The organism is Bifidobacterium phasiani, assembly GCF_019331775.1.
Lineage (GTDB): Bacteria > Actinomycetota > Actinomycetes > Actinomycetales > Bifidobacteriaceae > Bifidobacterium > Bifidobacterium phasiani.
In genome coordinates this window covers 99,244-113,030 of sequence record NZ_JAHBBD010000005.1, presented here as the reverse complement: position 1 = coordinate 113,030, position 13,787 = coordinate 99,244, and the positions used below count along the sequence as shown (strand labels likewise).

The 13,787-nt window shown below is 71.9% G+C and carries 11 protein-coding genes and 1 tRNA gene; 7 read left to right on the top strand and 5 right to left on the bottom strand.

Translation table 11 applies throughout. The features are described 5' to 3' along the window. Nucleotides 1-40: 40 nt before the first annotated feature. The 3 genes from zwf to pgl all read left to right on the top strand — a co-directional run bounded on the left by zwf (nt 41) and on the right by pgl (nt 3,392). The gene (gene zwf / locus KIH73_RS03560; RefSeq protein ID WP_219080602.1) at nt 41-1,591 is read left to right on the top strand and encodes a glucose-6-phosphate dehydrogenase; all 1,551 of its coding nucleotides are present in this window, start codon (nt 41-43) and stop codon (nt 1,589-1,591) included. After that, a complete protein-coding gene (locus KIH73_RS03555; protein ID WP_219080600.1) occupies nt 1,588-2,511 on the top strand; it encodes a glucose-6-phosphate dehydrogenase assembly protein OpcA in 924 nt (307 codons plus the stop codon). Before zwf ends, KIH73_RS03555 begins: the two co-directional genes overlap by 4 nt. 65 nt (nt 2,512-2,576) lie before the next feature. Next, nucleotides 2,577-3,392 (top strand): 6-phosphogluconolactonase, encoded by an 816-nt coding sequence (gene pgl, locus KIH73_RS03550; RefSeq protein WP_219080598.1) that lies wholly within the window; start codon nt 2,577-2,579, stop codon nt 3,390-3,392. Between the two features lie 104 nt (nt 3,393-3,496). On the opposite strand, the gene KIH73_RS03545 is transcribed toward pgl, so the two are convergent. Beyond that, nucleotides 3,497-4,159 carry a pentapeptide repeat-containing protein gene (locus tag KIH73_RS03545; protein WP_219080595.1) on the bottom strand — a complete coding sequence of 221 codons (663 nt, stop codon included), beginning with the start codon at nt 4,157-4,159 and terminating at the stop codon, nt 3,497-3,499. 161 nt (nt 4,160-4,320) lie between these two features. Between KIH73_RS03545 and KIH73_RS03540 the strand changes: the two genes are divergently transcribed. Next, nucleotides 4,321-4,878 carry a flavodoxin gene (locus tag KIH73_RS03540; protein WP_219080593.1) on the top strand — a complete coding sequence of 186 codons (558 nt, stop codon included), beginning with the start codon at nt 4,321-4,323 and terminating at the stop codon, nt 4,876-4,878. A 48-nt stretch (nt 4,879-4,926) separates the two neighbouring features. Here KIH73_RS03540 and KIH73_RS03535 read toward each other — a convergent pair whose 3' ends face one another. The 3 genes from KIH73_RS03535 to KIH73_RS03525 all read right to left on the bottom strand — a co-directional run bounded on the left by KIH73_RS03535 (nt 4,927) and on the right by KIH73_RS03525 (nt 7,566). Further along, nucleotides 4,927-5,439 carry a GNAT family N-acetyltransferase gene (locus KIH73_RS03535; RefSeq protein ID WP_219080591.1) on the bottom strand — a complete coding sequence of 171 codons (513 nt, stop codon included), beginning with the start codon at nt 5,437-5,439 and terminating at the stop codon, nt 4,927-4,929. A 686-nt stretch (nt 5,440-6,125) separates the two neighbouring features. Continuing rightward, a tRNA-Arg gene (locus tag KIH73_RS03530) sits at nt 6,126-6,199 on the bottom strand. A 95-nt stretch (nt 6,200-6,294) separates the two neighbouring features. Beyond that, nucleotides 6,295-7,566 carry an MFS transporter gene (locus KIH73_RS03525; RefSeq protein ID WP_236022556.1) on the bottom strand — a complete coding sequence of 424 codons (1,272 nt, stop codon included), beginning with the start codon at nt 7,564-7,566 and terminating at the stop codon, nt 6,295-6,297. A gap of 477 nt (nt 7,567-8,043) precedes the next feature. On the opposite strand from KIH73_RS03525, the gene KIH73_RS03520 reads away from it, so the two are divergent. From KIH73_RS03520 to KIH73_RS03510, 3 genes are read left to right on the top strand one after another with little or no spacing between them, the layout of a single operon-like run. After that, nucleotides 8,044-8,778, top strand: coding sequence for an ABC transporter ATP-binding protein (locus KIH73_RS03520; protein WP_420830216.1), 735 nt, complete (start codon nt 8,044-8,046; stop codon nt 8,776-8,778). Between the two features lie 26 nt (nt 8,779-8,804). After that, nucleotides 8,805-10,067 (top strand): CARDB domain-containing protein, encoded by a 1,263-nt coding sequence (locus tag KIH73_RS03515; RefSeq protein WP_219080589.1) that lies wholly within the window; start codon nt 8,805-8,807, stop codon nt 10,065-10,067. After that, nucleotides 10,064-11,500, top strand: a complete 1,437-nt coding sequence (locus tag KIH73_RS03510; RefSeq protein WP_219080587.1) for an ABC transporter permease — start codon at nt 10,064-10,066, stop codon at nt 11,498-11,500. The genes KIH73_RS03515 and KIH73_RS03510 overlap by 4 nt, the downstream gene beginning before the upstream one ends. A 41-nt stretch (nt 11,501-11,541) precedes the next feature. On the opposite strand, the gene KIH73_RS03505 is transcribed toward KIH73_RS03510, so the two are convergent. After that, the gene (locus tag KIH73_RS03505; RefSeq protein WP_219080585.1) at nt 11,542-13,650 is read right to left on the bottom strand and encodes a 1-deoxy-D-xylulose-5-phosphate synthase; all 2,109 of its coding nucleotides are present in this window, start codon (nt 13,648-13,650) and stop codon (nt 11,542-11,544) included. Between the last annotated feature and the right edge of the window lie 137 nt (nt 13,651-13,787).

Here is a 13,787-nt window from a genome sequence, read left to right as displayed (position 1 = left end):
CCCGCGCCGCCGGCCGACATCCGAATCGTAAGGATCTGATATGGCAACAACCCCAGCCACGCCCCAGGAGGCGTGGACCAACCCGCTGCGCGACCCGCGCGACCTGCGCCTGCCGCGCATCGCGGGCCCCTGCTCGCTGGTGATCTTCGGCGTCACCGGCGACCTGTCGAAGAAGAAGCTGCTGCCGGCCGTGTACGACCTGGCCAACCGCGGCCTGCTGCCCGCCGGGTTCGCGCTGGTCGGCTTCGGCCGCCGCCAGTGGAGCGACGAGGAGTTCGCCCGCTTCGTCGAGCAGAACGTGCGCGAGCACTGCCGCACGCCGTTCAACGAGCGCACGTTCCGGCAGCTGCACGACGGCATGCGCTTCGTCGTCGGCACGTTCGACGACCCCGAGGCCTTCACCCGACTGTCCGACACGGTCTCCGAGCTCGACCGCGTCCGCGGCACCCGCGGCAACCACGCGTTCTACATGTCGGTGCCGCCGCGCGACTTCCCGCTGGTCTCCCGCCAGCTCGCCGCCTGCGGCCTGGCGCGCTCCAGCGAGGGCGCCTGGCGCCGCGTCATCATCGAGAAGCCCTTCGGCCACGACCTTAAGAGCGCCCAGGAGCTCGACCGCGTGGTCTCCGAGGTCTTCGAGCCGCAGTCGGTGTTCCGCATCGACCACTACCTGGGCAAGGAGACCGTGCAGAACCTGCTGGCGCTGCGCTTCGCCAACACGATGTTCGAGCCGGTGTGGAACGCCAACTACGTCAGCCATGTGCAGATCACGATGGCCGAGGACATCGGCATCGGCGGGCGCGCCGGCTACTACGACGGCATCGGCGCCGCGCGCGACGTGATCCAGAACCACCTGCTGCAGCTCATGGCGCTGACCGCGATGGAGGAGCCGGTCTCGTTCGCCGCCGGCGACCTGACCGCCGAGAAGACCAAGGTGCTCTCCGCGGTCCGCCTGCCCGACGACTTCGCCGCCCACACCGCCCGCGGCCAGTACGCGGCCGGCTGGCAGGGCGCCGAGAAGGTCATCGGCTATCTGGAGGAGCAGGGCATCGACCCGGCCTCGACCACCGAGACCTACGCGGCGATCCGCCTGGACGTCGACACCCGCCGCTGGGCCGGCGTGCCGTTCTACCTGCGCACCGGCAAGCGCCTGGGCAAGCGCGTCACCGAGATCGCGGTCGTGTTCAAGCGCGCGCCGCACCTGCCGTTCGAGACGACCGCCACCCGGGAGCTCGGCGCCAACGCCGTCGTGATCCGCGTCCAGCCCGACGAGGGCGTGACGATGCGCTTCGGCGCGAAGGTGCCGGGCACCGCGATGGAGGTGCGCGACGTGAGCATGGACTTCAGCTACGGCCGCTCGTTCACCGAGTCGTCGCCGGAGGCCTACGAGCGCCTGATCCTCGACGTGCTGCTCGGCGACCCGCCGCTGTTCCCGACCACCGAGGAGGTCGACCTGTCCTGGAGGATCCTCGACCCGATCGAGGAGTACTGGTCCACGCTGGGCCAGCCGCAGCCCTACCGCGCGGGCACGTGGGGGCCTGCCGAGGCCGACGAGATGCTCGCCCGCGACGGCCATCACTGGAGGATGCCATGATCGTTGAACTTCCCGACACCAGCACGTCGGCCATCGCCAGCAAGATCGACGAGCTGCACGAGCGGCGCGGCGAGGCGGCGCTCGGCCGCGTGCTCACGCTGCTGGTGTGCACCGACGCCGCGAACCTCGAGGACTCGCTCGCCACGGCGAACGCCGCCAGCCGCGAGCACCCGTGCCGCGTCATCGCCATCGTCACCGAGGGGCGCGACGTCGGCGACGACGCGCGGCTCGACGCCCAGGTGCGCTTCGGCGCGGACGCCGGCGCCGGCGAGATCATCGTGCTGCGGCCGACCGGCGGGCTGACGCGGCATCTGGACACGCTGGTCATCCCGCTGCTCGTGCCCGACGCGCCGGTCGTGGCCTGGTGGCCGACCCGCGCCCCCGAGAACCCGTCCGCCGACCCGATCGGCATGATGGCCCGCAGCCGCATCACCGACGCGATGCGCGCCCAGAACCCGGAGGCCGCGTTCACCGCGTTGCGCGCGCACTACACCGACAAGGACATCGACATGTCGTGGACGCGCCTGACGATGTGGCGCGCCACGCTCGCCTCGCTGCTCGAGGAGCGGCCCGCCAGCCCGATCCGCTCGGTGCGCGTGCTCGGCCAGCCCCGCCACCTGTCGGTGGAGCTGCTCGGCTCGTGGCTGGCGCTCAGGCTCGGCGTGCCGGTCGTCATCGATCGCGACGGGAACGCCGAGGGCGTGGCCGGCGTGACGTTCGTGTGCGAGGACGGCGAGTTCGGCATGCACCGCGAGAACGAGCGCATGGCCGTGTCGCTGCCCGGCGAGTTCGAGCAGACCGTGCCGATGCCGATGCGCACCCCCGAGGACTGCCTGAGCGAGGAGCTGCGCCGGCTCGACCCGGACGAGGTGTACGCCGAGGTGATCGAGCAGGGCTGGACGCTCGTCGACCACGAGTGAGCCCGCGGGCCGCGCGTCATGGCCTCGCCGCCCATTGATTCGAAATTGTCCTGAAAGGAATATGCATGGCCGAATCCGAACCGACATCACGACGCACCGTCGTCACCTTCCCCGACCGCGGCACGCTGCATCAGGCCGTCGCCGCGCGACTGCTGCTCACGATGGCGGAGACGCTGGCCGAACGGCCGCGCTTCGACGTGGCGCTGACCGGCGGCAGCGACGGCATCGCCGTGCTGCAGGCGATGGTCGGGCACCCGTTCGCCGCCGCGGTGGCGTGGGACCGCGTCCACCTGTGGTGGGGCGACGAACGATTCGTGACGCCCGACGACCCCGACCGCAACGCCGGGCAGGCGCGCGAGGCCTGGTTCGGCGCGCTGGTCGCCGACGGTCTGCTGCCCGAGGCCAACGTGCACGAGATGCCCGCCGACGACCGGCCCCGCGAGGTCGCCGACGCCGCGGACGACGCGGAGAACGACGCGATCCTGGCTCGCGCGGCCGCCGACTATCGGCGCGAGCTGGAGGGGCAGCTTGGCCCGGACGGCGCGTTCGACGTCGCGATGTTCGGCATCGGGCCGGACGGCCACTTCGCCTCGCTGTTCCCCGACCGCGACGAGGTGCGGATCGACGAGCCCGGCACCTGGACGGTGGGCGTCGCCCGCTCGCCGAAGATGCCGCCGCTGCGCGTGAGCCTGACCGTGCCGTTCATCCGCCGCAGCCGCGAGGTGTGGATGGTCGCCTCGAAGCGGGGCAAGGCCGAGGCCGCGGCCCGCGCGCTGGGCACGGCGTGCGATCCGCACACCCCCAGCTCCTACGCCGCCGGCGCCGAGCGGACCCTGTGGTACCTGGACGCCGACGCGGCCTCGCTGCTGCGCTGGCGGTAGCGGCCCGGTCCGGCGCCTTCCGCGTTCACGGAACCGCGCATCCCATGTGACGGGGTGCGCGGTTTTGCATATGTCGCGTGGCGGGAGCGGTGGTCGGGGCGCGGTCAGCGTTCGGCCTGCTCGATGCGGACGCCGAGATGGCGGGCGAAGGCCTGGGCGAGGTCGGCCACCTGCCCGGGCGTCATCGTCACGCCCGCCAGCGCCTCGGCGTTGCGGATCTCCGTGAGCCGCGCGCCGCGCAGGTCCACGTCCCTGATCCGGGCGTGGCGGAACGTCAGCGAGCGGATCTCGCAGTCCTCGAAGGCGACACGCTCCAGCTGGGCGTCGGCCGCGTCGAAGTCGCCGATCAGGCAGCCGCGGAACACCACGTCGCGGCAGCGGGCCATCCGCAGGTTGAGGTAGTCGATGCGGCAGCGCTCGACGAGCAGCGAGTGCATCGTCGCCTCCATCGCCTCCATCGCGCCGAAGCGGGAGTCGCGGATCTCGGCCGACAGCAGCGAGGCCTGGTCGAAGGCGGCGTGCGGCGCCGTGACGGCCTCGATGCGCACGCCGGAGCAGCGCGCCGACGAGGCGGCGAGACGGGTCGCGCCGATCGACTCGATGGCGCAGTTGAAGAACGAGCAGCCGGACCAGTCCAGGAGCCCGACGGTGCCGTCGACGCCGATGCGGACCGAGTCGCAGGAATCCTCGGGGCGCACGGTCGTGCCGTCCAGCGGCGTCAGATGCCCCAGCCGCAGCGGCCGGTACAGGCGAGGCGCAGTGGTCATGGCATCATCCTAGCCGCATGCGCCCCCGGCGTGCGGCCGCGCCGCGGCGTCCCGCGCGACGGGCGTGCGGCGGCGGCCGCTCCGGCGGTGCGTCGGGGGTATGATGGGGCGGACGGTCCGGCCGCACGGCCGGGCGTCCGTCCGGACGAAGGAGGTCCCGTATGCTGGTGGTGTTTTTCTCGCGTCCCGGGGAGAACTTCAACGTCGGCGTCGTCGACGAGGGCAGCACCGCGAAGCTGGCGCGCATCGTGGCGGAGGAGTCCGGCGCGGCGTCGGTGCGCATCGTGCCGGACCGGGCGTATCCGGCCGGCTACGACGAGGCCAAGTCGCTCATCCAGCACGAGCTCGAGGCGCAGGCGCGTCCCGGGATCGCGCTGCGGGCCGTGTCCCCGGACGGCCTCGACGCGGAACGGGCCGTCGCCGCCGCCGGCCGCATCGCGCTCGGCTACCCGATCTGGTGCGGCTCCCTGCCGATGCCGGTGCGCACGTTCCTGGACGGCCATGACCTGCGCGGCAAGACGATCCTGCCGTTCTGCACCAACGAGGGCAGCGGGCTGGCCCGCACGATGGACGAGCTGCGCGGGGCGCTGCCGGGGTGCGACGTGCGCGACGGCCTGCCGGTCCTCGGCTCCGCAGTCCAGTCCGACCCCGACGCCTTGCGTCCCCTCGTCGCCCGGTGGCTGGCGTCGGCGGATGCGGACGGGGTGTCGGCCGGGTGACGCCCCGTCCGGCGCTCCGACACCCGTCCGGCCGCCGGAGCGCGGCGGTCAGTCCAATGCGGTCGTGTCGATGCGGGTGAAGTACTCGGTGTCGTTCTCGTGGTCGATGCGCGCGCCGCAATGCCGCTGCACGGCCAGCGAGGCGGGGTTGTCCTTGTCGACGCTCAGGTAGGCCTCGTCGATGCCGTGGACGTCGCGGGCGATGGCCAGCGCCAGCCGCAGCCCCTCGGTCGCGTAGCCGTGGCCGCGGTATGCGGGCGCGATGCCGTAGCCGATGTGCCCGGCGCCCTCGCGCAGCGCGTCGTTGAGCCGGTGCCGCAGGTTGACGATGCCCACATACTCGCCCTCGTCGTTGACGAGGATGTACTTCGTGGCGGGCGCGTACCCCGGCGGCAGGTCGCGGCCGGCGTGCATGTCCTCGGTCCGGCGCAGGTACCGCGCGAACTCGTCGCGGTCCATGCCGTACGCATCGTTGACGAACCCGTGCTCGTTCGCCGGGAACGCGCCGAACAGCGCGTAGGCGCGCTCCGGGTTGGCGTTCCATGCCTCGATCAGTCTCATGGCGCCCGAGTCTAGCGGCGCCGTGCGATAACGGCGGCCTGTCGTCTCGCCATGCGTCGGAATGAATCGGAGCCAGGCGATAACAGGCGGACCGCATCGCCGCGTCACCCCGGTCGGGATCATCCCGGCGGTGCCGGGGGATGGCGGACAAGCCGCAGCACGGCGAGGAGGGGCGTGGCGGCATGGAGCGTATCCGGGTGTGGCGCGCGTGTACCGGTTGTTGTCTTCCGTCCGGGCGTCGGCTCCGTGGCATTTGCGGCATCATGGCTACCGTGCCGCCCGTTGCGCATCGGCATCGGGTCGGTTCGGTAGCACTTGCGGCGGCACCTGTGCTACCGAACCGACGTTGGGGATCGCCCAGCGTCTGCTAAAACGCAGTCGCCCCGTTGTTTATCAACCAAAACCGACGCCGGCGGCCATCGGGGTCCGGGTCCCGTCCCGTTCACGGAGCAGACCCGTCCGCGGGCCTGTCCCGTTCATAGGCCTTGTCCCGTCCAGGGGGCCGCCCCGCCGACGAAGCGGACTGACCGGCAATGCCGGGCATCGTGACGGACGACCAACGCAACCGGCGATGCCGGGCATTCGCGATAGGCAATTAACGCAACCGGCAATGTCGGGCACTTGCGACGAACAACCAACGCAACCGGCAATGTCGGGCACTCGCGACGAACAATCGACACAACGAGTGACCCCGGGGAGGCTCGAACTCCCGACCTTGAGATTAGAAGTCACATGCTCTATCCAACTGAGCTACGGGGCCAAATCACCCATAGTATACACGCGAACGGGGACCGTCCGCGAGCGTCCTTCCGCCGGGTTGGCCTCGCCGGCGTCCCGTGCGCCGCGGGGCCGCCGCTACCGCCGCGTGTGCGCCGGATGGATGATGTGCGCGGCGGCGATGTAGATCACCCACGCCAGCGGCATCGAGAGCATGAGGACCGGGTAGAACCACTCGATGCCGACGTTGCCGTACAGGAACCCGCCGAGCAGCGAGCCGAGTGTCATGCCCAGGTCGATGCCCACGTAGTACGTGCTGTTGGCCAGTCCGGCATGGGCGCGGCCGGCGATGATGACCGCCTGCGACTGCGTGGCCGAGCTCATCACGCCGTAGCCGAACGCCGTCAGGACCGCGGCGGCGACCAGCACGGCGTTGTTCGCCATCAGGTCCAGGCACAGCAGCGCGGCCAGCATGCACGCCGAGCATGCGACGAAGAAGAACCGGAACGACTTGCGGTCGAACAGGTCGCGCAGCGTGATGCGCAGGATCAGCAGGGCGAGGGCGTACAGCGGGAAGAACAGGCTCACGGCGACGTGGAAGCCGCGCGCCGCCGCGTATTCGACGACGAACGACTGCGTCGCGTAGTACGGTGCGACGAACAGCATGAACACCAGCGCCAGCGGCAGCACGCGCGGCTCGATGACCGCGCCGAGCAGCCGGCGCGGCGGGCCTGCGCGCCGGACCGCCGATTCCGCGCCGCCGTCCGCGGTCCGCGCGCCGTCGGTCCGCGCGTCCCCGTCGCCCGCCGCGCCGCGCGCCGCGGCCCCGACCGGCCGCCCGCCGTCGCGCACCAGCAGCACCGCCGCGACCATCACCACCGCCAGCACCGCCGACATCAGGAACGTCGCCCGGTAGCCGACCAACCGCTGCACCTCGATGCCGATCGCCGGGCCGATCGCCATCGCCAGCGCGTTGACGGTGCCGTACAGCCCCATGCCGGCGCCCATGTGCCGGATCGGCAGCAGCGTCGCCATCCACGTCGCCAGGCACACCGAGCAGCAGGCGAACGCGACGCCGTTGACCATGCGCGCGGCGATCAGCGAGCCCGGCGACGTGGCGAAGGCGTACCAGAGGCTCGAGACCAGATACAGCGCCGATCCGACGCCGACGATGAGCCGCTTGCTCAGCCGGTCGGCGAGGTTGCCGGCGATCGGGCGGCAGAACAGCGAGACGAAGCTCATCATGCCGGAGACGACGCCCAGCACCGTGCCGGTGGCGCCGAGCTCGCCGGCGTAGCCGGGCATCAGCGGGGTGCCGATCATGTTGCTGGCCATGTAGCAGAACGCGGCCGCCATCACCAGCGCCACGTCGCGGGTGAGCATGCGGTCGGGTGCGTCATGCGTCGTCATGGGTCTCCTTGTCCCGGTCGTCCGTCGTTTCCGGGCACAGGCTACGCCGCCGGCGGCGCGCGCGGGCGGGAAGGGCCACGATGCAACCGGTCCGGGCCGGCGTTGCGCCCACGGCGCAACCGGATGCTATGGGTCGCGATATGCGCCGATCGCGCGCGACGCGGGCGCGCCTCTCCGTCGGCTCGGGGTGCCGCCTGCGTGTCGCGATTGCGCCCGTGGCGAAACCGGCGGAATGGCGCAGGCCGTGGCCCGATTGCGTGCCAGGGCCCGGAATCACGCGGATGTCAGGGTATCCCCCTAGGGGTGGCGCGGCCGTGGCGATATCGGTATACTCCGGGTAACATTGTCGCATTTTCGAATACGGTCCCGGCGGGGCCGTCCCGACCTACGAGGGCGCGCCGACGGCGGCGCAGACAGGGGGGGCAGATGGCGTTGCCACATGTCGCGCAGCGGTCCGCGGAACCCGCGCGCATCTCCATGGATTCCGGCGTGCGCCGCGGTCCGCGGCCCGGCGCGCGCCGCCGGCCGATGATCGAGGTGCGCGGCCTGCGCAAGGAATACCCGGTGGGCGACGAGTCGGTCGTCGCGCTCGAGCGCATCGACCTGGCCGTGCCCCGCGGCCAGATCTGCTGCATCTACGGCGAGTCCGGATCGGGCAAGTCGACGCTGCTGAACCAGCTGGCCGGCCTGGAGAAGCCGACGCGCGGCGCGGTGCGCATCGGCGGGGTCCCGGTCTCGTCGCTGAGCGAACGCGAGCTGGCGGTGTTCCGGCAGCGGCATCTGGGCTTCGTGTTCCAGTCGTACAACCTGCTGCCCACGCTGAACGCCGTCGAGAACGTGGCGATGCCGCTGATGTTCCGCGGCGTGCCCAAGGAGCGGCGGGAGCGCGCCGCCCGGGCCATGCTGGAGCGCGTGGGCCTCAAGGGGCGCATGGGCCACTACCCCGCGCAGATGTCGGGCGGGCAGCAGCAGCGCGTGGGCATCGCGCGCGCCTTCATCGCCGGCCCGCAGGTCGTGTTCGCCGACGAGCCGACCGGCAACCTCGATTCGAGGACCAAGGTCGAGGTGATGGAGATGATCTGCGACTTCGCGCACGCGCACCGCCAGACCATCGTGCTGGTCACGCACGACGACCACATGGCGCGCTACGCGGACCGCATCGTGACGTTGTTCGACGGCCGCATCGTCGACGACACCCCGAACACCCACTGAACCGGACCCGAGGAAGGACCACCATCATGACGCATCGTGCATCCCGCCGCGCGGCGGGGCCGGCCATGGCCGCATGGGCCGCGCTGATCGCGGCGGCACTCGCGCTGGCCCTGGCGCTGCTGCCGGCGCCGCCCGCCCGCGCGGACGACGACCCTGCGGCGGACGCCGCCACCGTCGCGCCGACGGCCGGGCCCGTCCCGAACGTCATCATCACCAACTTCACCTACGGCGACGCCCCGGCCACGGTCGGCGGCGACTTCACGCTGGGCTACACGTTCCAGAACATGGGCCGCGTCGCGGTGCAGAACATGGTGGTCACGGTCGACGGCGGCGACAGCTTCTCGATCGCCGGCGGCACCAACACGTTCTACGTCGACTGGCTCGACGCCGGGTACTCGCTCACCCAGAGCGTGCCGATGCAGGCGCTGGGCAGCGCCGCCAGCGGCGCGCACGCCGTGACGGTGGGCTTCCGGTACGAATACGTGGACGCCGGCGTGCGCAGCACCGGTTCGAGCGACATCAGGATCGCGGTGCCGGTGGTCCAGCCCGACCGCTTCCAGATCAACGACCCCGTGTTGCCCGAATCGGCGTACGCCGGCGAGGAGGTCACCGTGACGATGGCCTACGTGAACAAGGGCAAGGCCGACGTCGCCAACGTCGAGGCCAGCATCGAGGGCGAGGGCATCGAAAGCGCCGTGTCCAGCCAGTACCTGGGCAACGTGGCCTCGGGCGGCACCGGGTCGGTCGGCTTCGCGTTCACCCCGCTGGCCGCCGGCGAGGTGAACGCGACGCTGCACATCAGCTACGAGGACCCCAACGGCGAGGCGAAGACCCGCGACTTCCCGATCACGCTCAACGTCGACGAGAGCGTCCCCGTCATCGACGAGGGCATGGACCTGGAGCCCGAGCCCGAGCCGGCGGTGCCGCTGTGGGCGTGGATCGCCGGGGGAGCGGCGCTGGCCGCGCTGGCCGTGGCGCTGGCCGTGGTGGCGGTGCGCCGCCGTCGCGCGCGGCATGCGGCCCGTCGGGCGGACGACGAGGACTGGGACGACTGGGACGGCGGCGACCCCGAGGCCGGCGGCGCGGATGGCGGCGCGTCCGGTGACGCTGGCGTGTCCGATGGTTCGGGCGTGTCCGGCGGTCCCTCGCGGTCCGACGACGATGCGGCGGCGCGTTCCGGCGATCCGGCAGGGTCCGGCGACGTGGTGGCACTGCCCGGCGGCGCCCCGTCCGCCGACGGCGAGCGGACGCAGGTCATCGCCGACGGGGCCGACGGGATGCGGCGATGAGGTTCGCCGACATCCTGCGGCTGTGCCGGCAGAACCTGCTGCGCCGCAAGTCGCGCACCGTGCTGACCGTGCTCGGCGTCGTCGTGGGCTGCTGCTCCATCGTGCTGATGGTGTCCCTGGGCGCCGGCATCAACGAGCAGAACGAGCGCATGCTGGAGTCGATGGGCGACCTGAGCATCATCACCGTGTACACGGGCGGTTCGGGCGCCGGCGGCGGGGCCGACGGCAAGCCGGCCGCGCTCGACGACAAGGCCGTCGAGGAGTTCCGCTCGATCCCGCAGGTGGCGGGCGTCACGCCGATGGCCTCGATGCCGTACACCGCCTCGCTGAAGACGGGAGGCGGCGACCGCTACGTCGTCGACTACGTGCAGGTCATGGGCATCGACACCACCCAGCTCGACGCGATGGGGTACGTGCTCCTGGAGGGGCGCGCCCCGCTGCGGCCCGGCGAGGCGCTGCTCGGCGAGTACACCGCCTACGATTTCACGGACCGGTTCCGCGCCGGCGAGGACAGCATGCGCTACCATTCGCGCGGCTCCGGCGGCATGTGCGTGTACGACGAGACCACCGGGACGTGCCGCGAGGTCGCCGACGACCCCGACCCGTTCTTCGACCCGCTGGACACGCCGCTCACCCTGGTCACCGGCCCCTCGTTCAACGGCCTGCTGTCGTCCGAGGGCGTGATGGCGGGCGACACGGGGGCGGGCGCCCCGCTGGAGACCACGTTGACGCCGGTGGGCATCCTCGAGGAGGACTACAACAAGGGCGGCGCCACGTCCAGCGGCGTGATCCTGCCGCTCGACGACCTGAAGCGGCTCATCCGCGACGCCGACCCCTCGTCCGCGCGCGCCTCCGCCTACGACCAGGTGCTGGTCAAGGTCTCGGACATGGCGCAGGTGGGCGAGGTGGAGGACCAGATCCGCGCGCTGGGGTTCGGCACCTCGTCGGTGCGTCAGATGCGCGAGAACCTCGAGGAGCAGTCGCGCGCCATCCAGCTGATCCTCGGCGGCATCGGCGCGGTGTCGCTGCTCGTCGCGGCCATCGGCATCGCCAACACCATGGTCATGTCCGTGACCGAACGCACCCGTGAGATCGGCATCATGAAGGCGCTGGGCTGCACCGTGCGCGACATCCGCATCATGTTCCTGGGCGAGGCCGGCGCCATCGGGTTCATCGGCGGCGCCATCGGATGCGTCATCAGCGCGGTCGCGTCCGTGGCCATCAACCTGGTGTCGTTCGGAAGCGTGGACGTGCGGGGCGTCGTCACGGCCCTGGTCGGCGGCGGGGAGGCCGTGCGCGTGTCGGTGATCCCGTGGTGGCTGTACCTGTTCGCGCTCGCGTTCTCCACCGCGATCGGCCTGCTGTCGGGGTTCCAACCCGCGAACCGCGCCGTGCGGATCCCCGCGCTGGACGCGATCAGGAACACGACGTGACCGGCGGCGCGATCAGCGGCACGCCGTGACTGCCGGCGTGATCACCGGCACGACGCGATCGCGCCGCGGATGCGCGCGGCGATGCGCTCGGGCTCCATCCCGTAGCGCCTGTGCAGCTCGGCGAGCGGCACGCGGTCGGTGAACTCCTTGGCCGCGCCGACGTTGAGCACAATCGGCCCGCGTGCGCCGTCCCCGCCACCGGAGCGGCCGGCCGCGGCGGGCGCGGCGGCGCGGCCCACGGCATCGCGGTTCGCGTAGTACGCGGTGATCCGCTCGCCCCAGCCGCCGTCCAGCTGGCCGTCCTCGATGGTGACGACGACGCGGTGATCCTCGGCGAGCCGGTCGAGCGTGGGGGCGTCGAGCCGGTCGTACCGGCGCGGATCGACCAGCGTGGCATCCACCGGCGCGTCCCCGTCGTCGGCCAGCAGCGCGGCGACGCGCTCGGCGAGCGGATAGGCGTCGCCCAGGCCGATGACGGCGACGTCGGCGCCGCGGTGCGCGATCAGATAGCGGTCCCACGGCGTGCCGGCGTCGAACCGCGCGCTCTGCGCGTCCTGCGCGTCGGTGCGGGGCGTGGTATGGGAGTCCAGTGCCGGGGCGGTATGCGGCGTCGAACGGGAGCCGGCCGTCGGATCGGCGGTCTGCGGCGCCGGAGCGGCGTGCGGCGTCGAGCGGAGGCCGGTTGTCGGTTCGGCGCCCGGCGCCGGGGCGGCGGCCGGCTCATCGGCGTGCGGCGTCCGCCCGGCGTTCCGATGCCGGGGGTATCCGCCGGCGCGCTCGGCCGCCAGCACCGCCTCGCCCGGCACGCGGATAGCCACCGGACCGTGGTTCGCCGCGCTCGTCGACCAGGCGAGCATGTCCAGGAAGTCGTCGCGGCAGGTCGGCGCCAGGCAGGCCAGACCGGGGATGTTCGCCATCATCGCGATGTCGAACGCGCCCGAATGCGTGTTGTCGGCGTCGGAGACGCCCGCGGCGAACACCAGCAGCGTGACCGGCGTGCGGTTGAGCGCCACCTCCTGCTGCAGCTCGTCGAAGGTGCGCTGGAAGAACGTGGCCGACGTCGCCACGACCGGCCGCCCGCCGGCCTTCGCGATGCCCGAGGCGAAGGTCACCGCATGCTCCTCGGCGATGCCGGTGTCCACGTAGTGCGCGCCGGCACGCTCGCGGAACGCCCGCGTGATGCCGTTCGACCCCGGCGTGGCGGGGGAGACGACCACCAGTCCCGGCTCGTCGGCGAACCGGGACTCCAGCGCGGCCATGGCCATCTCGCCGTAGTACTTGCGCGGACCCGGCTCCGGCGCGGCGTCGCGGAACGGGTCCTGCCAGTGGTTGGCCTCGCATCTGCCGTCGCGGATGCCGTGGGCCGCGTCCTCGGCGTCGAGGCCGAGCCCCTTGTGCGTGTGGATGTGCACGACGACCGGATGGTCGCAGTCGCGCACCTGCTCGAACGCCTCGACCAGCGCGGCCACGTCGTTGCCGTGCTCCACGTAGCGGTAGTCCAGGCCGAACGCGCGGAAGATGTTCGGCTCCGCCGTGCCGCCCGACGCGCGCAGCCGGGCCAGCGGGCCGTACATGCCGCCGAAGTCCTCGGCGATCGACATCTCGTTGTCGTTGAACACGATGATGAGGTTGCCGCCCTGCTCGGCGGCGTTGTTGAGCCCCTCGAATGCGATGGCCGAGCTCAGCGCGCCGTCCCCGATGACGGCGACGACGTTGCCCACGCCGCCGGCCCCGCCGGGGCCGCCCAGCAGGTCGCGCGTCTTGGCCAGGCCGCAGGCCAGCGAGATCGAGGTGCCGGTGTGGCCGAGCACGAACTGGTCGTGCTCGCTTTCGGCGGGGTTCGTGAACCCGGTGACGCTGTCGGCCAGCGCGGGGTCGAGGTAGGCGCGGGCGCGGCCGGTCAGCATCTTGTGCACGTAGCTTTGGTGCGAGACGTCGAAGACGATGCGGTCGCGGGGCGAGTCGAACACGCGGTGCAGGGCGACGGTCGCCTCGACGATGCCGAGGTTCGACCCGATGTGCCCGCCGTGGGACTTCCCGTAGGCGACGAGCGCGGCGCGGATTTCGGCGCACAGCTGCGGCAGGTCGGCGGCGTCGAGCGCCTTCACGTCGGCGGGGGATCCGATGTGTGCCAACAGTTCGCCGCTCATGCCTTGTGCTCCTTCCTCCTTGTTCACCGGCGAAATTCTAAACGACCCGGTGCCGGCAACGCGCGCACCGGTGCAAATGTGCGCGAGTTCTCCGTATCATCGCGGGGTACCGCGCGTCGCCCGCCGTCCCGCTCCGC